Genomic DNA, 22,550 nt, shown 5'->3' with positions numbered 1-22,550 from the left:
GCAATTGACAACGGGACCAACCAGGAGAAAAGGCATGAGCGACAAGGACTTGCAGGACAGGACGGTGCTCGTCACCGGTGGCGCGACCCTCATCGGTGCGGGCGTGGCCCGTTGCCTGCGCGATGCCGGTGCACGCGTGGTGCTGGCCGACATCGACGTGGCGCGCGGCGAGGCGGTGGCGCGCGAGATCGGTGCGAAATTCATCGCCACCGACATCACCGATGACGCCGCGGTGCAGGCCTGCGTCGAGCAGGCGGCCGATGCCGAGGGCCGCATCCACGCGCTCGTGAACCTGGCCTGCAGCTACCTCGACAACGGCCTGGCCTCGCCGCGCGGCGAATGGCAGACCGCGCTCGACGTGAACGTGGTCTCGGCCGTGATGATGGCGCGCGCCACGCTGCCCTTCATGCAGACCGCGGGCGGCGGCGCCATCGTCAACTTCACCTCGATCTCCTCGGGCGTGGCCCAGACCGGCCGCTGGCTCTATCCGGTGAGCAAGGCCGCGCTGGTGCAGCTCACGCGCAACATGGCGCTGGACCTGGCGGCGATGAACGTGCGCGTCAATTCCGTCTCGCCGGGCTGGACCTGGTCGGCCGTGATGGACCAGCTCACCGGCGGCAACCGCGCCAAGACCGACGCGGTGGCCCGGCCCTTCCACATGCTCGGCCGTGTGGGCGACCCGACCGAGGTCGGCCACGTGGTGGCCTTCCTGTGCTCGCACAAGGCCTCGTTCGTCACCGGTGCCGACTGGGCCGTGGACGGCGGCTACTCGGCCCTGGGCCCGGAGCAGGGCGAACCGGCCATTCCCAAGCTCGCGGCCTGAAGGCGGCCGGCGCATCCCTTTCATCACCCCCACCCACGAACGAGGCATACCCATGAGCAACATCGCATCGCAGGGCGCCAAGCCGCGCCGTTTCATGATTGTCGGCGCGGGCCAGTCGGGCCTGCAACTGGCGCTGGGCCTTCAGCGCGAGGGCCACGAGGTGACCGTGGTCTCGAACCGCAGCGCCGAGGACATCGCAACCGGCCGCGTGATGTCGAGCCAGTGCATGTTCGACGCCAGCCTGCAGATCGAGCGCGACCTCGGCATCGACCAGTGGGCCGACAGCTGCCCGCCGGTCGAGGGCATCGGTTTCGCCGTGCCGCATCCCGAGAAGCCCGGCGAGAAGCTGCTCGGCTGGTCGCACCGCCTCGACGCGCCCGCGCGCTCGGTCGACCAGCGCGTGAAGGTGCCGGCCTGGATGAAGACCTTCGAGGAACGCGGCGGGCAGATCCTGTTCCAGGACGCGGGCATCGAGGACCTCGAGCGCTGGACCCAGTCGCACGACCTGGTGATCGTGGCCGCCGGCAAGGGCGAGATCGCGCAGATGTTCGAACGCGACGCGCAGCGCTCGCCCTACGACAAGCCGCAGCGCGCACTGGCCCTGACCTATGTGCACGGCATGACGCCGCGCCCCGAGTACTCGGCCGTCAACTTCAACCTGATCCCCGGCGTCGGCGAGTACTTCGTGTTCCCCGCGCTGACCGTGACCGGGCCGTGCGAGATCATGGTGTTCGAGGGCGTGCCCGGCGGCCCGATGGACTGCTGGGCCGACGTGAAGACGCCCGCGCAGCACCTCGAGCGCTCGCTGTCGATCCTCGACACCTTCACGCCCTGGGAGGCCGAGCGTTGCCGCGACGTGCGCCTGACCGACGACAACGGCATCCTGGCCGGCCGCTTCGCGCCCACGGTGCGCAAGCCGGTCGGGCGGCTGCCCTCGGGCCGCGCCGTGCTCGGCATGGGCGACGTGGTGTGCCTCAACGACCCGATCACCGGCCAGGGTTCGAACAACGCCGCCAAGTGCGCCGATGCCTACCTGCGCGCCATCCTCGCGCAGGGCGAGGGCGCCTTCGACACGGACTTCATGCAGTCGGCCTTCGATGGCTACTGGCGCTATGCGCGCCACGTCGTCGAGTGGACCAACGCGATGCTGCAGCCGCCGCCCCCGCACGTGCTCGAGGTGCTGGGCGCGGCCCAGGGCAACGCGGCCGTGGCACGGCGCTTCGTCAACGGCTTCAACGATCCGCGCGACTACGCCGAGTTCTTCATGACGCCCGATGCGAGCAGCGCCTACCTGCGCTCGCTGGCGCCGCAACCGGAGGCGGCCTGACCATGCGCGGCGAGTTCCGGGCCATCGAGTCGCTGCGCTGCGAACCCAACGTGGGCGCGGGCGACTTCCGGCGCGCCATGCGCTGCCTGGTCGGCGCCGTGACCGTGGTCACGAGCACCGACGGGCAGACGCCCGTGGGCCTCACGGCCACGGCCGTGACCTCGTTCTCGGCCGAGCCCGCGCGCATCCTGGCCTGCGTCAACCTGCAGGGCAGCAGCTTCCGCACCATCGCGCAGAGCCGCCGCATGGCGGTCAACCTGCTCGCGCTCGACCAGTCGGCGCTGGCGCTGGCCTTCTCGCGCCAGGGCGAGGCCGGCGAGCGCTTCGATCCCGCGCACTGGGAGACGCTGGTGACCGGCGCGCCCGTGCTGCGCGGCGCGCTCGCGGTGTTCGATTGCGTGGTCGACGAGATGATGGTGGCGCACAGCCACGCGATGCTGATCGGCGAGGTCAAGGCCGCGCGCATCACCGATGCGCAGGGGCTGCCGCTGCTCTATGCCTGCGGCCAGTTCACCACCCTGCGCGACGAGTGCGTGCCGGCCTGAGCGCCGGCCGCACCACCCCACGATTCGAAGATTCGGAACAAGGAGAAAGACATGACAGCTCAGAAGGGCCGCTGGCTGCAGGTGCCGGCCATCGACGGCAGCGGCAGCTTCCGCGCCTACCTCGCCACCCCGGCCTCGGGCAAGGGCCCCGGCATCGTGCTGGCGCAGGAGATCTTCGGCGTCAACGCCACCATGCGGCAGGTGGCCGACTACTACGCGGAAGAAGGCTACGTGGTGCTCGCGCCCGACCTGTTCTGGCGCCAGCAGCCCGAGGTCGAACTCGGCTATGCGCCCGACGACTGGCAGAAGGCCTTCGCGCTCTACAAGGGCTTCGACGAGGACAAGGGCACCGAGGACGTGGCCGCTTCGCTGGCGCTGCTGCGCTCGCTGCCCGAGCAGCAGGGCAAGGCCGGCGTGCTGGGCTTCTGCATGGGCGGCAAGCTCGCCTACCTCGCGGCCTGCCGCACCGACGCCGACGTCTGCGTGGGCTACTACGGCGTGGGCATCGAGCAGCGGCTCGAGGAGGCCGACCGCATCCAGGGCCGGCTGGTGCTGCACATCCCCGAGCTCGACGGCTTCTGCCCGCCCGAGGCGCGCTCGCGCATTGTCGAGACGCTCGGTGCGCGGCCTGGGTGCGAGCTCTATGTCTATCCGGGCGTCGACCATGCCTTCGCACGGCTGGGCGGCGACCACTACCACAAGCCTTCGGCGCTGATGGCGCACGAGCGCAGCGTGGCCGCGTTCCGCCGCGAGATGGGTCCGCACTACGACTTCTCGGCGCTGTGGGACAAGCACTGCGAGTACGAGTTCGCCACGCGCAACGTGGCCGACACCATGGCCACCATGGTGGCCGAGCCCTACGTCAACCACATCCCGACCATGACCGGCGGCGTGGGACACGCGATGCTGAGCCGCTTCTACCAGCACCATTTCGTGAACAGCAATCCGCCCGACACGCGGCTCGTGCCGATCTCGCGCACGGTGGGCGCGACGCAGATCGTCGACGAGATCCTGTTCAGCTTCACCCATACCTGCGAGATCGACTGGCTGCTGCCCGGCGTGGCGCCCACGGGCAGGCCGGTGGAGATTCCGCTGGTGGCGATCGTGAAGTTCCGCGGCGACAAGCTCTACCACGAGCACATCTACTGGGACCAGGCCAGCGTGCTGGTGCAGGTGGGGCTGCTCGATCCGAAGGGCCTGCCGGTGGCCGGCGTCGAAACCGCACGCAAGCTGCTCGACGAGACGCAGCCCTCGAACACGCTGATGGCGGCCTGGTCGCGTTCGGGCTGAAGCGGCGGACTCTCGTCCCGCGAGAGGAGGGAGCCACGGAGGCTCCCTACAATGAATCGGTCTCTCGATCCGATTCAATGAAAACAGTCAACAAGTCCGTTCTCATCTGGTACAGCGCCGAAGAGATGTACGCGCTGGTCACCGATGTGGCGAAGTACCCCCAGTTCCTGCCCTGGTGCGACAAGGCGCGCGTCATCGAGCAGGACGAGGCCGGCATGACCGCCGAGGTCGGCCTGGCCTTCGCGGGCCTGCACCAGAGCTTCACCACGCGCAACACCCACGTGCCCGGCCGCGAGGTGCAGCTCAAGCTGGTCGACGGGCCGTTCTCCAACCTCGACGGCCACTGGAAATTCGTGCCGGTGGGCGAGGGCGGCGAACGCGCCTGCCGCGTCGAACTGCACCTGAGCTACGGCTTCAGCAACTTCGCGCTGCAGGCCCTCGTGGGCCCGGTGTTCGACACCATCGCCTCGAGCCTGGTCGAGGCCTTCGTCAAGCGCGCCGAGCAGGTCTACGGCGCGCCCTGAAGCACCGATGATCGAGGTGACCCTGAGCTGCTCGCCGGCACCGCGCGAGGTGTTCGAGGAGCCGCTGCGCCTGGCCGCCGGCGCCACCGTGAACGACGCGATCCGCGCCAGCACCCTGGCGCAGCGTTTTCCCGCGCTCGATTGGCGCGAGACGATGACGCCCGGCATCTGGGGCCGGACCGCCGATTGGGACGATGCACTCGAAGACGGCGACCGCGTCGAGCTGTGCCGCGCGCTCGAGGTCGATCCGAAGGTGGCGCGGCGCGAGCGCTTCCAGCAGCAGGGCGCGCGCGGCACCGGGTTGTTCGCGAACCGGCGCAAGGGCGGCAAGGCGGGGTACTGAGCCCCTCGGCGCGGCTTACTTGCAGTCGCTGTCGATCACCGACTGCAGCCGGCGCTGCTCGGCCACGCGCTGGTTGTCGTCGAGGATCTCGCGCTCGCCCTTGGCGTTGACGCGCGCGATGCGCATGCCGCTGTCCATGGTGGCCTTGCTCTCGCGGGCGCGGCTGCAGTTCTCGGCCTTGGCCTTGGCGAGCTTCGCGGCCTCGGCCGCCTGCTTGGCCTTCTCGTCGGCCTCGGCCTTCCTTGTCTTTTCCTCGAGGTCCTTGTCGACCGTCGGCGCCTTCGGCGCGGCTGGTGCAGCCGGCGCCTCGGCGCCCTTGTCGGTGGTGGCCGTGCCCTCGGGCGCCGCCACGCCCGAGCCGGTGCGCGCCGGCGGGCCGGCGCGGCGCACGATGTTCTTCTCGGGAATGTCGGTCGGCGGCGGCTGGTCGCTGAAGACCTTCTTGCCGTTCTTGTCGATCCATTGCCATTGAGCGTCCGCGGCCAGGGGCAGCAGGCAGATCGATCCGAGCAGGAGGCTGAGCAGGAACTTCATGGGGCGCAAGTCTAGCGATGCCTTACGTTTTGCAACAGGCAGTGATTGGCTTTCGCCGCGGTCCGCAGACCGGGCAGTGGGCAAATGGCGACGCGGGATGCGACGGGCGGGCGATAGGCCCGCACCGCGCGGGGCCGAGCCGCGGTGAGCCCGCCAGCATACCCCGCGGCCTCGTTACAATCCGTCTTTTGGAGCCTCACCCATGCGCCTTCTCGGCAAAGCGCTCACCTTCGACGATGTGTTGCTGGTGCCAGCGTTCTCCCAGGTCCTGCCCAAGGACACCTCCCTCGCCACCAAATTCTCCCGAAACATCACGCTGAACATCCCGCTCGTCTCGGCGGCGATGGACACCGTGACCGAAGCCCGCCTCGCGATCGCCATCGCGCAGGAAGGCGGCATCGGGATCGTGCACAAGAACCTCACCGCGCAGCAGCAGGCCGCCGAAGTGGCCAAGGTCAAGCGCTACGAATCGGGGGTGCTGCGCGATCCGGTGGTGATCACGCCCACGCACTCGGTGCGGCAGGTGATGGCGCTGTCGGACCAGCTCGGCATCTCGGGCTTCCCGGTGGTCGACGCCGGCCGGGTGGTCGGCATCGTGACCGGGCGCGACCTGCGCTTCGAGAACCGCTACGACGTGCCCGTGAGCGAAATCATGACGCAGCGCGACCGGCTGATCACCGTGCCCGACGGCACCACGCTGGCCGAGGCCAAGGCGCTGCTCAACAAGCACAAGCTCGAACGCCTGCTCGTGATCAACAGCGACTGGGAGCTCAAGGGCCTGATCACCGTCAAGGACATCACCAAGCAGACCACCTTCCCCAACGCCGCGCGCGATGCCTCGGGCCGCCTGCGCGTGGGCGCGGCGGTCGGCGTGGGCGAGGGCACCGAGGAGCGCGTCGAGGCGCTGGTCAAGGCCGGCGTCGATGCCATCGTGGTCGACACCGCGCACGGCCACAGCAAGGGCGTGATCGAGCGCGTGCGCTGGGTCAAGCAGAACTATCCGCAGATCGACGTGATCGGCGGCAACATCGCCACCGGCGACGCCGCGCGCGCGCTGGCCGAGGCCGGTGCCGATGCGGTCAAGGTCGGCATCGGCCCGGGCTCCATCTGCACCACCCGCATCGTGGCTGGCGTGGGCGTGCCGCAGATCATGGCGGTCGACAGCGTCGCCACCGCGCTGCAGGGCAGCGGCGTGCCGCTGATCTCCGACGGCGGCGTGCGCTACTCGGGCGACATCGCCAAGGCCATCGCGGCCGGCGCCAGCACCGTGATGATGGGCAGCATGTTCGCCGGCACCGAAGAGGCGCCCGGCGAGATCGTGCTGTACCAGGGCCGCAGCTACAAGAGCTACCGCGGCATGGGCTCCATCGGCGCGATGCAGCAGGGCAGTGCCGACCGGTACTTCCAGGAGTCGACCACCGGCAACCCCAACACCGACAAGCTCGTGCCCGAGGGCATCGAGGGCCGCGTGCCCTACAAGGGCTCGATCGTGTCGATCATCTACCAGATGGCCGGCGGCGTTCGCGCCAGCATGGGCTACTGCGGCTGCGGCACCATCGAAGAGATGAAGAACAAGGCCGAGTTCGTCGAGATCACCACCGCCGGCATCCGCGAGAGCCACGTCCACGACGTGCAGATCACGAAGGAAGCGCCGAACTACCGCGCCGAGTAACGCGGTGGCTGAACCTGATTCTGGCCAGACCTTGAAAGTCGGGCCAGATCAGGTTTAGAATTCGGGCCAGATTCAAATTTTCTGGCCCCAATGCAATCCATCGGCATCGCTGAAGCCAAGAACAATTTCTCGGCCCTGATCGACTCGGTCGAGAAGGGCGAGGAGGTGCGCATCACCCGCCACGGCAAGGAGGTGGTGCGCATGCTGCCGGTGCGGCGCAAGCCGGTCATCACCGACGAGCAGATCGCGCGCGAACTGGGCCAGATCGACGCGCTCCATGCCGCCATCCTTCCGGGCACCTCGGCCAGCGCGCTGCTGAACCAGGGCCGCCAGCCATGACCGCCTTCGTCATGGATGCCTCGGTCACCGCCGCCTGGCTGCTGCCCGACCACGCCAACGAACACACGCGCAGGCTCTACGCCGCCATCCGCCGCGACGAGGTCGAGCCGCAGGCGCCCAATGCCTGGCAGTGGGAGTGCGCCAACGTCATCGCCAACGGTGTGCGCAGCGGCCGCATTCCCTCGTCGGCCGTCGAGGGCCTGTGGAGCGTGCTCGATGCCATCCGCCATCGCGTCGAGCTGCACGAGCTCGCGCCGGCCCAGCACAAGGCCGTGCTCGCCGTCGCCATCGATGCCGGCGTGTCGCTCTATGCCGCGGGCTACCTCTGGCTCGCGCGCTCGCTCGGTCTTCCGCTCGCCACCTTCGACGAGCAACTCATCCAGGCCGCGCCGCAAGCGGGCGTCCGGCTGTTCGACATTTCAACGCTCTGAGTCCCCGCCCATGCAACACGACAAGATCCTCATCCTCGATTTCGGCTCGCAGGTCACCCAGCTCATCGCGCGCCGCGTGCGCGAGGCCCATGTGCTCAGCGAAGTGCATCCCTGCGACGTCAGCGACGAATGGGTGCGCGAGTACGCGGCCGACGGCCACCTCAAGGGCGTGATCCTCTCGGGCAGCCATGCCAGCGTGTACGAGGAGACCACCGACAAGTGCCCGCAGGCCGTGTTCGACCTCGGCATTCCCGTGCTCGGCATCTGCTATGGCATGCAGACCATGGCGCACCAGCTCGGCGGCAAGGTCGAGGGCGGCCACAAGCGCGAGTTCGGCTTCGCCGCCGTGCGCGCCCATGGCCACACCGCGCTGCTCAAGGAGATCGCCGACTTCGCCACGCCCGAAGGCCACGGCATGCTCAACGTGTGGATGAGCCACGGCGACAAGGTCACCGAGCTGCCGCCGGGCTTCAAGCTCATGGCCAGCACCGACAGCTGCCCCATCGCCGGCATGGCCGACGAGGCGCGCCGCTACTACGCCGTGCAGTTCCATCCCGAGGTCACCCACACCGTGCAGGGCAAGGCCATCCTGGAGCGCTTCGTGCTCGGCATCTGCGAGGCCAGGCCCGACTGGGTCATGCGCGACCACATCGCCGAGGCCGTGCAGAAGATCCGCGAGCAGGTGGGCGATGAGGAGGTCATCCTCGGCCTGTCGGGCGGCGTCGATTCGAGCGTGGCCGCCGCGCTGATCCATCGCGCCATCGGCGACCAGCTCACCTGCGTCTTCGTCGACCACGGCCTGCTGCGCCTCAACGAGGGCGACATGGTCATGGAGATGTTCGAGGGCAAGCTGCACGCCAAGGTCATCCGCGTCGATGCCAGCGAGCTGTTCCTCGGCAAGCTCGCCGGCGTGAGCGACCCCGAAGCCAAGCGCAAGATCATCGGCGGCGAGTTCGTCACCGTGTTCAAGCAGGAAGCCGCCAAGCTCAAGGCCGGCGACGGCGGCCACAAGGGCGCCACCTTCCTCGCGCAGGGCACCATCTATCCCGACGTCATCGAGAGCGGCGGCGCCAAGAGCAAGAAGGCCGTCACCATCAAGAGCCACCACAACGTCGGCGGCCTGCCCGAGCAACTCGGCCTGAAGCTGCTCGAGCCGCTGCGCGACCTGTTCAAGGACGAGGTGCGCGAACTCGGCGTCGCGCTCGGCCTGCCGCCCGAGATGGTCTACCGCCACCCGTTCCCCGGTCCGGGCCTGGGCGTGCGCATCCTCGGCGAAGTGAAGAAGGAATACGCCGACCTGCTGCGCCGCGCCGACGCCATCTTCATCGAGGAGCTGCGCAACTTCACCGACGCCGAGACCGGCAAGACCTGGTACGACCTCACGAGCCAGGCCTTTACCGTGTTTCTGCCCGTGAAGAGCGTCGGCGTGATGGGCGACGGCCGCACCTACGACTACGTCGTCGCGCTGCGCGCCGTGCAGACCAGCGACTTCATGACCGCCGACTGGGCCGAGCTTCCGTATGCGCTGCTCAAGAAGGTGTCGGGGCGGATCATCAACGAGGTGCGGGGGATCAATCGGGTGACCTACGACGTGTCTAGCAAGCCGCCGGCGACGATTGAGTGGGAGTGAGGTCGGGTCCTTCGCGGACTGTCGTCCGCGAAGAAAACCCCATCGGTCTTCAAGAGCCCGACGGCACGACCTCGATCGCGATCTTCCCTCGAACCCCGTTGTTGGGACTTTCCAGCCGCGCATGGGCAAGCGGAATGTCTGCCAGCGAATAGACAGCACCCACATGCGGCCGTAGCTGCCCGCGCTCGATCAAGGCACTCAACTCATCGAGCTTGCCGCGGTTCTGTCGCGTGAAGACGAAGTGGTAGCTCGCGTTCTTGCCCCAGGCCTGGACGAGGTTCTGCGGCCGGGCGATGTCCACGATGCTGACAACACGGCCGAGCTGGGCGAGCGCGTCGGGGCTGCGCGACAGGGTGTCGCCGCCGATGGTGTCGAACACGACATCGACGCCGTGGCCACCCGTCTCGCGCAGGACGGCGTCGACGTAGTCCTCCTTCTCGTAGTCGATGAGCACGTCGGAACCCAGGCTGCGTGCGAACTCGAAGTTGGCTTCGCGCACGGTGGTGAATACCCGGGCTCCGATGGCTCTGGCGAGCTGGATCGCCACATGGCCGACGCCTCCCGCGCCGCCGTGCACCAGGACGCTTTCGCCCACCCTGAGCCCCGCGCGCACGACCAGTGCTTCCCACGCCGTGCCACCCACCAGGGTCAGGCTCGCCGCCTCGAGATGGCTCAGGGAGGAGGGCTTCTTGCCGACGATGCCTTGGGCGGCGACGTGGTACTCGGCATAGCTGCCCGGCCCGTCGAAGATCTGCGGCGTGTACCAGACCTCGTCTCCGGGAGAGAAGGCCGTCACGCCCGGCCCGACCTCTTCGACAACACCCGATACGTCGTGGCCGGTGATGGCCGGCAGCGGCACCAGGTCGGGATAGTCGCCGCGCCGGACCTGGTAATCGAGCGGATTGATCGAGGTCGCATGGACCCGGACCAGGACCTGTCCCGCATGGGGCACAGGCCGGGGCAGGTCGCACAGTTCGAACGCTTCGGGGCCGCCGAACGATGTGAGTCTCAGGGCTTTCATGGCATGTCCTTCATTTCTGAAAAAAGGGATATCGGGAATTTCCGATGTTTGCGGGTAAAAAAAGGGTCAAAGCTCCTTGCCGATGATCTCGGCCAGGGCGCTGATGGTTGCCTCGTTGCGCTTGTAGTAGGTCCACTGGCCGATGCGACGGACTTCGACGAGACCGGCCCGCTGCAGGGTCGCCAGGTAGTCCGACACCGTCGACTGCGACAGCCCGACGCCTTCCTGGATGCTGCTGACGCAGACGCCCACCGTCAGGACGTCGCCTTCGTCCTGCGGAGGGAAGTTCTTCGCGGGATCCTTCAAGCCCTTCAGGATGTCGAGGCGCGTCCGGTTCGAGAGGGCCTTGAAGACTTCGAGCAGTTCCATGCGCCAATCGTATCGGAATTTACCGATATCCCAATGCCGATGACGTATGACCCTTCAAGTCTCAGGGGCCACCCACCACGCACGCCCCGTGCGCGGCGCCTCCAACGCCACCCGTTCCCCCATCACTGGCGTGGCCAGCTTCACATCGCGCGCCCGCGCCAGCGCCTGGATGCGCTCGAACGGCTCGTTCCAGGCATGCATCGCCAGGTCGAAGGTGCCGTTGTGCACCGGCAGCAGCCAGTGCCCGCGCAGGTCGAGGTGGGCCTGCAGCGTCTGCTCGGGCTGCATGTGGACCTCGGCCCATTGCCTGTCGTAGGCACCGGTCTCGAGCATGGTCACGTCGAAGGGACCGTAGCGATCGCCGATGGTCTTGAAGTCGGCGTGGTAGCCGGTGTCGCCGCTGAAGAAGAGCCGCAGGTCGCCGGCCATGATCACCCATGAGGCCCAGAGGGTGCGGTCCTCGTCGAGCAGGGTGCGGCCCGAGAAATGTTGCGCGGGCACGGCCGCGAGGCGGATGCCGCCGACGCTGGTCTCGTCCCACCAGTCGAGCTGCCGCACCCGCGCCGGGTCGACGCCCCAGCCGATCAGGCGGTCGCCCACGCCGAGCGGCGTGACGAACACCTCGACCTTCGGCGCGAGCCGCGCGATGGCGGCGCGGTCCAGGTGGTCGAAGTGGTCGTGCGAGAGGATCACGCCCTTGATCGGCGGCAGGTCGTCGATGTCGATCGGCGGCGCATGAAAACGCTTGGGGCCCGCCCATTGCACCGGCGACGCACGCTCCGAGAACACGGGGTCGGTGAGCCAGAACTCGCCGTCGAGCTTGAGCAGCAGGGTCGAATGGCCGAGACGGTAGAGGCTGCGGTCCGGCGCCGCCAGCAGCGCCGCGGTCGTCAGCGGCCGCACCGGGATTGGGGTGCTCGGCACGGTGGTGTCGCTCTTGCCAGTCAGGACCCGCCAGCCGATCGCCACGGTCTTCAGGAAACCCATCGGCGTGCGCGGCACGACGTTGCGATAGACGCCGTCGCGCTGCTGCGGCGACTGGGGATGGGCCGTGGGTCGCGAACCGCAAGCGCACAGGGAGAAGGTGGACATGGCGAGGACTCCGTTCGTGAACAGGTGAAAGGGGCTCAGGCGCCGGCCGCCGGGCCGGGACGGCCGCAGACGAGGCGCACGGCGATGCGGATGCCGGCCTGGTACTCGGCCGGCGTGCGGGCGTAGTGCTTGAGGCCGTGCGAGGCGGCATACAGGTGCTGCGCGAGCGCCTTGGCCGTGAGGCCGGCGCCGCGCCAGGGCACGGCGTCGCCGCTGGACTGGATGGCGCGCGCCAGTTCCTTGGGGACGGCCTGGTCGAACTCCTCGAGCACCGGGCCGACCAGTTCCCGCGCGGTCGCGACGATCTCGTTCATGTGCTCGAGCGACATCTGCGAACCGTCGTTCTGCGCATGCAGCGCCGCGAAGGCGCCGACCAGCCGCTCCTCGATCGGCAGCTCCTCGCGCGCCAGCGCGGCGCGCATGGCCGCGAGGCCGCGTTCCGCGAACCAGGTGACGGCCTGCTTGAAGAGCTCGTCCTTCGCGCTGAAGTGCAGGTAGAGGCCCTGGCGCGAGATGCCGGCGGCGCGCGCGAGGTCGTCCATCGAGGTCTTGCGGTAGCCGTAGCGCAGGAAGACGCCGATCGCGGCCTCCATGATCGCGACGCGCCGGTCGGGGGTGGGGGCCATCAGCGGGGAACTCCGGCAAGGCCGAAGGAGATCGGGGACAGCGAAGGCATGGGGCGAACTCGACGGTGAGGGTGGATGTTCAAGGTCCCCGCCGATCGACGCGCCGCGAAGCTCGGCCGCCGGTCCGTGAGGACAGGCATCGAACTTTACAATATTGATCTATTTTGTCAATTTGGTCTGGAAGTCGAGACCCTGATCCTCACGCGGTTTCAACGCTCTCGTAGACGAGGATCGCCGCCGCGAGGTCCTCGAGTGCCGTGCCCACGGCCTTGAAGACGGTCCGTCCGTCGGAACCGGTGCGGCCCTGCACCCGTCCGCTGGCAAGGTCGGCCAGCTCTCCCGCCACGTTCGTAGCCGCGAACACGCCGCGCGACATCGGACCGAGCAGTTCGCCGCTCTTCTGCAGCGCCTCCCGCGTGTCGATGAAGAGCTTCGCGCCGACGAACGCGGCGTCGTCGGCCTCGCGCATCTGCGGCGTGAAGCTGCCGATCAGGTCGAGGTGGCTGTGCGGCCGCAGCCAGGCCCCCTCGATCACCGGCTGCGTGGCGAGCGTGGCGCAGCTCACGATGTCGGCCTCGCTCGCGGCCTGGCCGATGTCGGCGGCGACGAACGCATCGATATCTTGCGCGTGGAGGCGCGCGGCGAGTTCCTTCGCCGCCACTTCGTTGCGATCCCAGACCGCGATGCGCTCGATCGGCCGCACGGTGCGAAAAGCCTCGGGAACGAGGCCACCGACACGGCCGCAACCGACGACGAGCAGATTGCGCGCCTGCGCGGGCGCGAGGTAGGAGGCGGCGAGGGCCGACGCGGCGGCGGTGCGGCGCGAGGTGATCTCGTTGCCATCGATCTGCGCCAGCGGCTCGCCCGTGCTTGCGTCGTAGAGCGTGTAGGTCGAGAACAGCCCGGGCAGGCCGCGTTCGGCATTGCCCGGGAAGATGTTCACCGTCTTGATGCCCAGGTAGCGGCCCTCCTGCCACGCCGGCATGATCAGCACGGTCCCGCCCGGTTGCGCGGCCTGGCCGGGAAGCGCATGCACATGCCGCAACGGTACTTCGCAGCCGGCGACGAACATGTCGCGCAGCGCGGGGATCAGGCGCTCGAAGCGCAGGGCGCGGCGGGTGGTTTCGGTATCGATGGTTCTCATGGGGCGGTGGGATGGAAACGGAGGGCGGGGCTCATGCATCGAGCACGAGGTCTTCGAGCGGCACGGCCTGGCATGTCAGGCACACGGCCGGGTCTTCGGGTTCACGGCCATGCAGGTGGACCACCTTGCCGGCGATCACGCGCACGGCGCAGCTTTCGCATTGCCCCACGCGGCAGCCGCTGGGCAGTTGCAGGCCCAGCGATTCGCCGAAGCTCAGCAAGCTGCCTTGCCTGGGCGTCCACGTGGCCGGCCCGCGGCCCGAGCGCGCGAAGCGGACATCGAACTGCTGCGGACCATCCGTCGGCGGCACCGCGGGCGAGCGGAACACCTCGCTGAAGATGTCGAAGCGCGGAACGCCGCGCGCCACCAGTCCCGCGATGACGCTGTCCATCATGGCGGGCGGGCCGCACAGGTAGAAGCGGGCCCGCTGCGCGATCAGCGCATCGTTCACCACGCCGGCATCGATGTAGCGGTCCGACTGGTAGTCGATGTCGAGGCGGTCTTCGGGCAGCGGCGCGTTGTAGTGGTCGATCACCTGCAGCCGTGGCAGGCGTGCGCGGTGCTGCGCGATGCGTTCGCGGAAGGCGTGCGTCGCGCTGTTCTGGTTGGCGTAATAGAGCCGGATCGCGGGGCCTTCGGCGCCATCGGGCAGCGACTCGAGCAGGCTGATGAACGGCGTGATGCCAATGCCGCCCGCGAACAGCACCAGCGGCTGGGGCGAACGGCGCGGAATCACGAAACCGCCCGACGGTGCCCGCAGCTCGACCGTGTCGCCGAGCTTCAGCTCGCGATGCAGGTGGCCCGACATGCGCCCCTGGTACGGCGTGCCATCGGCCGCGCGGCCGCGCTGGTGCCGCACCGCGATGCTGTAGCCGCACCGGTCCTCTTGCTCGGCCGCACCGGTGAGCGAGTAGGCACGCGAGACCGGCGTGCCATCGCCGGGATCGAGCTTCAGTTCCACATGCTGGCCGGGCCGGTAGTCGGGCAGGGGCCCTCCATCGACGGGCGCGAAGCGGATGCCCAGCACGCCCTCGGCCTCGGGCCGCAGTGCGTCGATGCGAAAGCGGCGCATGCCCGTCCATGCGCGCTGCCGCAACGCCGTGGCGGGATCGCGTTCGATGTCGCAGAGAAAGGAACGGTGCGGCACCGAGCCGCTGACCGGATCGCAATGGTCGGCGGAGATCAGCGCATTGAAATTGCTGCTCAGCGCACCGTCGAGCGGCAGGCCCTCGCGGTCCAGTTCGCTGCAGCCCTGCCACCAGCCGAACTCGGCCACGACGAGGTCGTCGGCCAGGTCGGGCGTGATGCGCGCGACGAAGCGGGCCTCGCCCACGCGCGTGCGGATGCGCAGCCAGTCGCCGTCGACGATGTGCTTGGCCTTCGCGAGCGCGGGGCTCAGCTCGGCCACCGGCTCGGGTGCGCGCCTGCGCAGCGAGGGCAGGCTGCGATGCTGGCTGTGGCAGTAGAGGCCGTTCTTGGCCGAGCTCAGCACGTAGGGGAAGCGGCCCTGTCCGGTCGCCCTGGCGTCGCGCGGCGTGTCGGCGGGCTCGACGAAGCTCGCCACGGGCGGCTGGCCGTGGCGCAGCAGGGTTTCGGAATAGAGCTCGACGCGGCGCGTGGGCGTGTCGAAGCCTCGCACGCCGGTGGGCGTTTCGCGCGCGTACTTCCGCTCGCCCGCGTCGATGTCGCAGGCCATGCCTTCGGGCCGCTCGCGCAGTTGCGCCACCGTGAGATCCAAGGGCTCGAGGATGTGGTTCCACCCGGCCTCCAGACTGCCGCCGAAGAATGCGTCGCCCATGCCGAGGCGTTGCGCGAGATCGAACAGCACCTCGTTGTCGGAACGCGATTCGCCGCGCGGCGCCACCATGCGCTGGCGCAGTTGCACCCAGCCGGCCGCGCGGTCGTCGATCTCGAAGCCGATGCGCAGGCCCTCGCGCTCCCAGGGCGTGTCGATCGGCAGCAGGATGTCGGCGTAGCGCGCGGCCGGCGTCTCGAACAGGTCGCAGTGCACGTGGAATTCGAGTTGCGACAGCGCCTGCTGCGCGAGCGCGGTGTCGGCCTGCGAGACCGGCAGGTTGGTGCCGAAGGCCATCATCGCGCGCACCTTGTAGGGCTCGCCCTCGACGATCGCGCGATAGGTGTCGCGCGCGGTCACCCAGCCATGGGCGGGCGGGCCGATCGGCCGTTCCTTCAAGCCGAGCGCCTTAGCGCGCTGCGCATCGGGCAGCAGTGAGAGCGCATTGACCGCGTTGACGCGCGGACCGGTGCGCACGCGGTTGCCGCCGATGCGATCGAAGCTGCCGCACAGCGCGTACAGGGTGGCGACCGCGCGTTCCGACTGGGTCGCGTTGGTGTGCTGGCCGATGCCGGTCCAGGCGTGATAGGCCGTGCGGTGCCCGCCGCCGAACAGTTCGGCCGCGGCGCGCAGCGGGGCTTCGGGCACGCCGGCGATGCGTTCCACCTCCCGTGGCGTCCAGGTGGCGCAGGCTTGCGCCAACAGATCGAAGGCCGGGCGGCATGCGAGGCATTGGCCGTCTTCCCTCGTCACTTCGACCGCGCCGCGCAGGCGGAAGTGGGCCGAACCTTGAGCTCGTGCGGCCCGAGCGGTGTCGTAAGGCACTGCCCCCTGGTCCGCATCGCTCCAGACCATGAAGCGGTCGTGCTCGGCATCGGGCCGCAGGTCGCGCTCGCGCAGCAGATGCCCGTTGTCGTCGCGCACCAGCAGCGGCGCATTGGTCCAGTCGCGCACGAAAGCTTCGTCGAAGCGCTCGTCCGCGATCAACAGACGGATCAGCCCGAGCGCGAGCGCCGCATCGGTGCCGGGCCGCACCGGCAGCCACACGTCGGCCTGGCGCGCCAGCGCCGTGGGACGCGGGTCGACCACGATCATCCGGGCGCCTTTCGCGCGGCCCTTCGCGATGGCATTGGCCTGGGCCAGCCAGGTGTTGCTGGGGTTGTGACCCCACAGCACGATCAGCTCGGCCTGCGCATAGTCGGCCGGCGGCATGCCGCAGCCGAAGGTGAAGGCATGGGCGAAGTCCTTGTGCCAGTTGCAGACCTCGGTCGCATAGCAGATGTTGGGGCTGCCGAAGAGGCGCACGAAGCGCTCGATCCAGTCGATGCTGTCGGACAGCGGCGTGCCGCTCGGCGTGGTGACCGCGAACACCACCGATTCGGCGCCGCTCTCGGCCCTGATGGCGCCGAGGCGCCGGGCGGTCTCGGCCAGCGCCTCTTCCCAGCCGATGCGCACCCAGCCCGGATCCGGATCGCCCTTGGGCCGCGTGCGGCGCATGGGATGCAGCACGCGATGCGGGCTGTGCACGAGCTCGGGCGCGGCCTTGCCCTTCATGCACATGGCCTGGCCGGTCGGATGCGCCGTGTCGGGCCGCACCGACACCAGCATGTCGCCGCGCACCTCGTTGAGCGTGCCGCAGCGCGAGCGGCAGAGCGTGCAGTAGCCGGGCTTGGTTTGCGTCGTGGCCGCGTCCATTCGAGTGCCTGGTCCGTTCAAGGCATCACGGGTGCCACGTAGCTCAGCGTGCGACCCAGGAACCACAGCATGAAGAGCACCAGCGGCGCATGGACCAGCAGCTGCAGGAAGGTGAAGCCGACGATGTCGCGCGCCTTGAGAGAGAGCACGCCCAGCAGCGGCAGCATCCAGAACGGGTTGATCAGGTTGGGCAGCGCCTCGGCCGCGTTGTAGACCTGCACCGCCCAACCGAGGTGGACCTTGAGTTCGTTGGCCGCCTGCATGACGTAGGGCGCCTCGATGATCCACTTGCCGCCGCCCGAGGGAATGAAGAAGCCCAGGATGGCGGAGTACGCGCCCATCACCACCGCGAAGCTGTCGACGCTGGAGATGCTCACGAACAGGTGCGCGATGCGGTCCGACAGCGTGTGGCCGCCGTCGCCCTTGGCGGCGGTCAGCATGGCCGCGATGGCGCCGTAGAGCGGAAACTGGATGATCACGCCCGCGGTCGAGGGGACCGAGCGCGACACCGCGTCGAGAAAGCTGCGCGGGCGCCAGTGCAGCAGCATGCCGATCATCAGGAACAGCAGGTTGTAGGTGTTGAGCCCCGCGATCGCGATCAGCGGGCTCTTGGCCATGAACTCCTGCGCGAGCCAGCCGAAGCCGAGGGCGCACAGCAGCAGCGTGAGCAGCGGGCTGCGCTCGAGCCATTCGCCGGGGCGGCGAGCGGCGGTCGCGTCCGTTGCCGGCTTGGCCTCGGCCAGGTCGATGCCCAGGTCCTGCGCCGTGACGGCGCTCTCGGCCGTGGGCGCGGACCACAGCGCGATCGCGACCGAGACGGTGATCAGCACCAGCGCCATCACCATCGACTGCCACAGGAAGATGGTCTGGCTGAACGGGATCACGCCGGTGATGTCGAGGATGCTCTTGGGCAGGCTGGCGGCGTTCGCCTGCAGTTGCGCCGCCGAGGAGCTCAGGCCGAGCGCCCAGGTCGCGCCCAGCCCGAGATAAGCGGCCGCGCCGGCGGCGCGGTAGTCCATGCGCAGCTCGGTCCGGCGCGCCAGCGCGCGCACGTAGAGCGCGCTGAAGATCAGCGAGATGCCCCAGTTGAACAGCGACAGGATCATGCTGATCGCCGCCACGTAGGCGATGGCCTGGCGCCCCGACACGGGCACCGATGCCAGGCGGCCGATGAAGCGCGCGGCCGGCGGCGAGGTCGCGACCACGTAGCCGCCGATCGCGACCAGCGCCATCTGCATCGTGAAGACGTTCAGGCTCCAGAAGCCGTCGCCGAAGGACTTGGCCACGACCAGCGGGCTCGATCCATTGAGCAGCGCCGCGACCGCGACCACCGCCGCCGCGATGGCCGCGAACACGTAGGCATCGGGGAACCAGCGCTCGGCCCAGGCGGTGAAGCGCAGGCCCAGTCGGCTCAGGAGGCCGGGACCCGCAGGGCCGGGATGCGCGGCGGAAGGGAGCAGGGCGTCTTGGCCGGGGGCTGTTCTTGATGTCGAGGGCATGGTGTCTCCAGTGGCTGGGCCTGGGGCGTCTTTCGCGCCCGGGATGTCGTGCGGGGCGACTATGGGCGAATGCCCGCATCAATTCAAATATTGAATATCAATAGAGTGATATAGGATTGATCTATGTCAATCACGATCAAGCAGCTGCAGCACTTCGTCGCCACGGCCCACACGGGCCAAGTCTCGCGCGCGGCCCAGCGCTGCTATGTGAGCCAGCCCTCGTTGACGACCTCGCTGCGCAATCTCGAGACCGCGCTGAAGGTCCAGCTCTTCACGCGGCACTCCGACGGGCTGCGGCTCACGGTGCATGGCGAAGGTTTCCTGCGCCACGCGCAGCACATCCTGCGCACGCTCGAAGTGGCGGTGGAGGAGACCCACGGCTCGGCGTCCTCGGTCGAGGGGCGCGTGCGCATCGCCATCACGGACACGGTGTCCGAATACATGCTGCCGAAGATCATCGGCGCCATGCGCCGGCAGTTGCCGTTGATCGAGTTCGAACCGGTCGAGCGCAACCGCGAGGAGATCGAGGCGGGCCTGCGCAGCGGCGAGTTCGACCTCGCCGTGGTGCTGGTCTCGAACCTCTCGCAGGCGCCCGACATCCGGCGCGAGAACCTGCTGAAGTCGCAGCGGCGCCTGTGGACCTCGCTCGACCATCCATTGGCGACCGGACAGTCGGTGTCGCTGCAGGAGATCGCGGAGCTGCCCTTCGTGCTGCTCGACATGGACGAGCACGTGGAGACCGTGGGCCGCTACTGGGGCGCGGCGAAGCTCGAACCCAAGGTCGTGTTCCGGACCAAGTCGATCGAAGCGGTGCGCAGCCTGGTCGCGCAGAACGTCGGCGTCACGATCCTGTCGGACCTGGTGTTCCGGCCGTGGTCGCACGACGGCGGCCGCATTCGCCGCACGGCGATGGCGGGCGCGGTGCCGTCGATGGACCTGGGGCTGGCCTACCGGCGCAGCGGCGTGTTGTCCGAGGCGGTCGCCGCCTGCGCGAGCACCTTGCGGCTGCTGGCCAAGACGGTGACACGCGAGTCGGATCTGCGGGCCGGCGACGGCCCCTGAATGAAAAAAGCCCCCGCGTCTTCTCGAAACGCGGGGGCTCGATCGCTCAGGCCGGCATGCGCCCGAAGCGGCCGCCGTTGAAGTCGGCCATGGCCTGGCGGATCTCGGCCTCGCTGTTCATCACGAACGGACCGTAGCCCACCACGGGCTCGTCGATCGGTTCGCCCGACAGCCACAGCACCGTCGCGTCGCTGTTGGCCTCGATCTCCACGCCGCTGCCGGCGGTGTCCAGGTGCACCAGCTGCCCTTCACGCGCGATCGTCTCGCCATTGACCAGCACCGTGCCGCGCAGCACCACCAGCGCCAGCGTGTGGCCTTCCTTCGCCTCGAAGCGACCGGTTCGGCCCTGGGCGATGCGAAGGTCCCACACGTCCATCGGCGTGAAGGTGCGCGCCGGGCCGCGGTGGCCGTCGAAGTCGCCGGCGATCACGCGCACCCGGCCCGCGCCCTCGGGCAGGTCCACCGACGGGATCTGCGCGTCGAGCAGGGTCTGGTAGCCGGGCTCGGCCATCTTGTCCTTCGCGGGCAGGTTGACCCAGAGCTGCACCATCTCCATCGTGCCACCGCGCTCGGTGAAGGCGCGCGAGTGGAACTCCTCGTGCAGGATGCCGCCGCCGGCGGTCATCCATTGCACGTCGCCCGGGCCGATCAGGCCGCCCGCGCCGGTGGAGTCGCGATGCTCGACCTCGCCCTGGTAGACGATGGTCACGGTCTCGAAACCGCGGTGCGGATGCTGGCCCACGCCACGCGGGCGGACGGCCGGTTCGAAGGACGTCGGCGCCGCATGGTCGAGCAGCAGGAACGGGCTCAGGTGCTTGCCCAGGCCGTCGTAGCCGAACAGCGAGCGCACCGGAAAACCGTCGCCCACCCAGTGCGTGCGAGGGGCGCTGTAGACACCGAGAACCTTCTTCATCTTCATCTCCTTGCGTCGCCAGGACGAGGGTCCTGGCCGATGGATAGAGAATATGGGTTGAACGATGGATGCGGTAGATGGCGATATTTGCCGTCAGTGTTCTATTCTATGAACGATGAGGTGTGCGAGCGATGAAGGATCTGAACGACCTCTACTACTACGTGCAGGTGGTGGACCACGGCGGCTTCGCGCCCGCGGGCCGCGCGCTGGGCATGCCCAAGTCCAAGCTCAGCCGGCGCATCGCGCTGCTCGAGGAGCGCCTGGGTACGCGCCTGATCCAGCGCTCGACGCGGCGCTTCGCCGTCACCGAGCCGGGCCAGACCTACTACGGCCACTGCAAGGCGATGCTGGTCGAGGCCGAGGCGGCCGACGAGGCGATCGCGCTGACCCAGGCCGAGCCGCGCGGCGTGGTGCGCATGACCTGTCCGGTGGCGTTGCTCGACACGCACGTCGGCGACATGGTGGCGGCCTTCATGGTCGCGCACCCGCGCGTGCAGATCCACCTCGAGGAAACCAACCGCCGCGTGGACGTGGTGGGCGAGGGCGTCGACGTGGCCATCCGCGTGCGGCCGCCGCCGATCGAGGACAGCGAGCTTGTGATGCGCGTGCTCGCCGAGCGCGGGCAGTGCCTGGTGGCGCATCCGCAGCTGCTGTCGGGCGGCATCCCGCGCGTGCCCGCCGATCTCGCGGGCCTGCCGAGCATGGACCTCGGCCTGCCGCAGCACGAGCACGTATGGACCCTGCTCGGCCCCGATGGCGCGCAGGCCGCCATCCGTCATCAGCCGCGCCTCGTCACGCGCGGCATGCTGGCGCTGCGCGCCGCGGCCCTCGCGGGCGTGGGCGTCGTGCAGCTGCCGTCGATGATGGTGCGCGAGCAGATCGCGCGCGGCGAGCTGATCCACGTGATCCAGGGCTGGGCACCACGGCGCGAGATCATCCACGCCGTGTTCGCTTCGCGGCGCGGGCTGCTGCCGGCGGTGCGGGCGCTGGTGGACTTTCTGGCGCAGCGCTTCGCGGCGCTGGACGAAGACTGAATCCGCGTTCCATTCGCCTCGGGCCGCGGTTCCTCACCCGCAACAGTTCGCTTCCATCGCAACCTGAAACCGATTCTTCGGCAACAAGTGTTGTGGATTTGTTCTCAGTGTTTGTCCGAATCTGAAACCGCGTTTGTACATCCGTACATCATTTGGTTAACAGCAATAACAATATGCAACCATCCAAAAAAGACAGTCAGGGAAGAAGGTATGCCACTCGTTCTGGGCGTGATGGGGCTCCCTCCGGTTGAGGTCGAGCTCCTGAGAATCATCGTCCGCCTCAGCTCCAATCTCCGTTCGCGCTGGACGGTCAGCGAATCGCAGTCCTGCGACCTGCTGCTGATCGACGGCGAAGGCCCGGCCGCGGAGCGGCAAGCGCCGCCGGCCCGTTTCGTGGTGCCGATGGTGCCGCGCCACGGCGCCGCCGCCACGCCACCCAGTCCCGCGCTGGCGCGCCCCATCTACGCCGAGGAACTGGTCGAGCTGCTCAACCAGATCGCGCCGAGCGCGGTGACGGGCCATGCAGCGCAATCCGGTGCGCGTGCCTCGCTGAGCCGCTGGCCGTCGCAGGCGACGCTGCAGTGCCACCCGGCCCATGTCCGGTTGGCGGCGGCGCTCGCCAGGAGCGCGCAGTCGGCCGAGAGCCTCGGGGTGCTGGGCCAGGTCGATGCCGAGGTGTGCCGCGCTTTCCTTCGCCTGCTCGACGAAGAGGGGGCCCTGGTCTGGGTCCGGGAAGAAGCGATCCCCGCACCTCGCGTGGCCGCGGCCGCCGATGCGCGGCAACACAAGCAGGGGCTGCTCTCGCGCATCCGCCGGCGTCTCGGCCTGTTCTGAGCGGGGCG

At 68.9% G+C, this 22,550-nt stretch carries 22 protein-coding genes; 13 read left to right on the top strand and 9 right to left on the bottom strand.

Annotated features, from left to right (window positions below):
• Window positions 1-34: 34 nt before the first annotated feature.
• The 6 genes from AC07RV_RS10275 to AC07RV_RS10250 all read left to right on the top strand — a co-directional run bounded on the left by AC07RV_RS10275 (window position 35) and on the right by AC07RV_RS10250 (window position 4,852).
• A complete protein-coding gene (locus AC07RV_RS10275) occupies window positions 35-823 on the top strand; it encodes an SDR family oxidoreductase (protein WP_296787856.1) in 789 nt (262 codons plus the stop codon).
• A gap of 52 nt (window positions 824-875) precedes the next feature.
• Window positions 876-2,150: a styrene monooxygenase/indole monooxygenase family protein gene (locus AC07RV_RS10270; RefSeq protein WP_296787858.1), complete on the top strand. Its 1,275-nt coding sequence runs from the start codon at window positions 876-878 to the stop codon at window positions 2,148-2,150.
• Between the two features lie 2 nt (window positions 2,151-2,152).
• Window positions 2,153-2,695, top strand: a complete 543-nt coding sequence (locus AC07RV_RS10265) for a flavin reductase family protein (RefSeq protein ID WP_057591703.1) — start codon at window positions 2,153-2,155, stop codon at window positions 2,693-2,695.
• 51 nt (window positions 2,696-2,746) lie between these two features.
• Window positions 2,747-3,985: a dienelactone hydrolase family protein gene (locus tag AC07RV_RS10260; protein ID WP_296787860.1), complete on the top strand. Its 1,239-nt coding sequence runs from the start codon at window positions 2,747-2,749 to the stop codon at window positions 3,983-3,985.
• 77 nt (window positions 3,986-4,062) lie between these two features.
• Window positions 4,063-4,509: a type II toxin-antitoxin system RatA family toxin gene (locus tag AC07RV_RS10255; protein ID WP_093341784.1), complete on the top strand. Its 447-nt coding sequence runs from the start codon at window positions 4,063-4,065 to the stop codon at window positions 4,507-4,509.
• 7 nt (window positions 4,510-4,516) lie between these two features.
• Window positions 4,517-4,852 carry an RnfH family protein gene (locus AC07RV_RS10250; protein ID WP_296787864.1) on the top strand — a complete coding sequence of 112 codons (336 nt, stop codon included), beginning with the start codon at window positions 4,517-4,519 and terminating at the stop codon, window positions 4,850-4,852.
• A 15-nt stretch (window positions 4,853-4,867) separates the two neighbouring features.
• Here AC07RV_RS10250 and AC07RV_RS10245 read toward each other — a convergent pair whose 3' ends face one another.
• The gene (locus AC07RV_RS10245; protein ID WP_296787865.1) at window positions 4,868-5,386 is read right to left on the bottom strand and encodes a DUF4124 domain-containing protein; all 519 of its coding nucleotides are present in this window, start codon (window positions 5,384-5,386) and stop codon (window positions 4,868-4,870) included.
• Between the two features lie 202 nt (window positions 5,387-5,588).
• Here AC07RV_RS10245 and guaB point away from each other — a divergent pair, with 202 nt between their 5' ends.
• From guaB to guaA, 4 genes are all read left to right on the top strand, one after another.
• On the top strand, window positions 5,589-7,058 hold the full coding sequence (gene guaB, locus AC07RV_RS10240) for an IMP dehydrogenase (RefSeq protein ID WP_203205972.1): 1,470 nt from the start codon (window positions 5,589-5,591) through the stop codon (window positions 7,056-7,058).
• A gap of 90 nt (window positions 7,059-7,148) precedes the next feature.
• On the top strand, window positions 7,149-7,397 hold the full coding sequence (locus AC07RV_RS10235; protein ID WP_296787868.1) for a type II toxin-antitoxin system Phd/YefM family antitoxin: 249 nt from the start codon (window positions 7,149-7,151) through the stop codon (window positions 7,395-7,397).
• A complete protein-coding gene (locus AC07RV_RS10230; RefSeq protein WP_057591696.1) occupies window positions 7,394-7,828 on the top strand; it encodes a type II toxin-antitoxin system VapC family toxin in 435 nt (144 codons plus the stop codon). Before AC07RV_RS10235 ends, AC07RV_RS10230 begins: the two co-directional genes overlap by 4 nt.
• Window positions 7,829-7,838: 10 nt before the next feature.
• The gene (guaA, locus tag AC07RV_RS10225; protein WP_203205974.1) at window positions 7,839-9,458 is read left to right on the top strand and encodes a glutamine-hydrolyzing GMP synthase; all 1,620 of its coding nucleotides are present in this window, start codon (window positions 7,839-7,841) and stop codon (window positions 9,456-9,458) included.
• 49 nt (window positions 9,459-9,507) lie between these two features.
• Here the strand turns inward: guaA and AC07RV_RS10220 are convergent, their stop codons facing one another.
• The 7 genes from AC07RV_RS10220 to AC07RV_RS10190 all read right to left on the bottom strand — a co-directional run bounded on the left by AC07RV_RS10220 (window position 9,508) and on the right by AC07RV_RS10190 (window position 18,699).
• A complete protein-coding gene (locus AC07RV_RS10220; RefSeq protein ID WP_296787870.1) occupies window positions 9,508-10,479 on the bottom strand; it encodes a zinc-dependent alcohol dehydrogenase family protein in 972 nt (323 codons plus the stop codon).
• Between the two features lie 66 nt (window positions 10,480-10,545).
• On the bottom strand, window positions 10,546-10,848 hold the full coding sequence (locus AC07RV_RS10215) for an ArsR/SmtB family transcription factor (RefSeq protein ID WP_093341792.1): 303 nt from the start codon (window positions 10,846-10,848) through the stop codon (window positions 10,546-10,548).
• Window positions 10,849-10,902: 54 nt separating this feature from the next.
• A complete protein-coding gene (locus AC07RV_RS10210) occupies window positions 10,903-11,940 on the bottom strand; it encodes an MBL fold metallo-hydrolase (RefSeq protein ID WP_296787873.1) in 1,038 nt (345 codons plus the stop codon).
• 35 nt (window positions 11,941-11,975) lie between these two features.
• Window positions 11,976-12,566 (bottom strand): TetR/AcrR family transcriptional regulator, encoded by a 591-nt coding sequence (locus AC07RV_RS10205; protein WP_296787875.1) that lies wholly within the window; start codon window positions 12,564-12,566, stop codon window positions 11,976-11,978.
• Window positions 12,567-12,765: 199 nt separating this feature from the next.
• On the bottom strand, window positions 12,766-13,710 hold the full coding sequence (lhpI, locus tag AC07RV_RS10200; protein WP_296787877.1) for a bifunctional Delta(1)-pyrroline-2-carboxylate/Delta(1)-piperideine-2-carboxylate reductase: 945 nt from the start codon (window positions 13,708-13,710) through the stop codon (window positions 12,766-12,768).
• A gap of 31 nt (window positions 13,711-13,741) precedes the next feature.
• Entirely contained in the window at window positions 13,742-17,200 is a 3,459-nt protein-coding gene (locus AC07RV_RS10195; RefSeq protein ID WP_296787878.1) for a molybdopterin-dependent oxidoreductase, read from the bottom strand.
• 17 nt (window positions 17,201-17,217) lie between these two features.
• Window positions 17,218-18,699: a short-chain fatty acid transporter gene (locus AC07RV_RS10190; RefSeq protein ID WP_444813844.1), complete on the bottom strand. Its 1,482-nt coding sequence runs from the start codon at window positions 18,697-18,699 to the stop codon at window positions 17,218-17,220.
• A 123-nt stretch (window positions 18,700-18,822) separates the two neighbouring features.
• Here AC07RV_RS10190 and AC07RV_RS10185 point away from each other — a divergent pair, with 123 nt between their 5' ends.
• Window positions 18,823-19,761: a LysR family transcriptional regulator gene (locus tag AC07RV_RS10185; RefSeq protein ID WP_296787880.1), complete on the top strand. Its 939-nt coding sequence runs from the start codon at window positions 18,823-18,825 to the stop codon at window positions 19,759-19,761.
• 46 nt (window positions 19,762-19,807) lie between these two features.
• Here the strand turns inward: AC07RV_RS10185 and AC07RV_RS10180 are convergent, their stop codons facing one another.
• Window positions 19,808-20,674 carry a pirin family protein gene (locus tag AC07RV_RS10180; protein ID WP_296787882.1) on the bottom strand — a complete coding sequence of 289 codons (867 nt, stop codon included), beginning with the start codon at window positions 20,672-20,674 and terminating at the stop codon, window positions 19,808-19,810.
• A 131-nt stretch (window positions 20,675-20,805) separates the two neighbouring features.
• Here AC07RV_RS10180 and AC07RV_RS10175 point away from each other — a divergent pair, with 131 nt between their 5' ends.
• Together AC07RV_RS10175 and AC07RV_RS10170 are read left to right on the top strand one after the other, a co-directional pair.
• Window positions 20,806-21,708, top strand: a complete 903-nt coding sequence (locus AC07RV_RS10175; protein ID WP_296787884.1) for a LysR family transcriptional regulator — start codon at window positions 20,806-20,808, stop codon at window positions 21,706-21,708.
• A 210-nt stretch (window positions 21,709-21,918) separates the two neighbouring features.
• On the top strand, window positions 21,919-22,542 hold the full coding sequence (locus AC07RV_RS10170) for a hypothetical protein (RefSeq protein ID WP_296787885.1): 624 nt from the start codon (window positions 21,919-21,921) through the stop codon (window positions 22,540-22,542).
• Window positions 22,543-22,550 lie beyond the last annotated feature (8 nt).

The sequence above is a fragment of the Variovorax sp. GW821-FHT09B01 genome (genome assembly GCF_059418345.1).
Note: the sequence above shows the minus strand (reverse complement) of the source record. Positions and strands in the feature narration are given on the sequence as shown.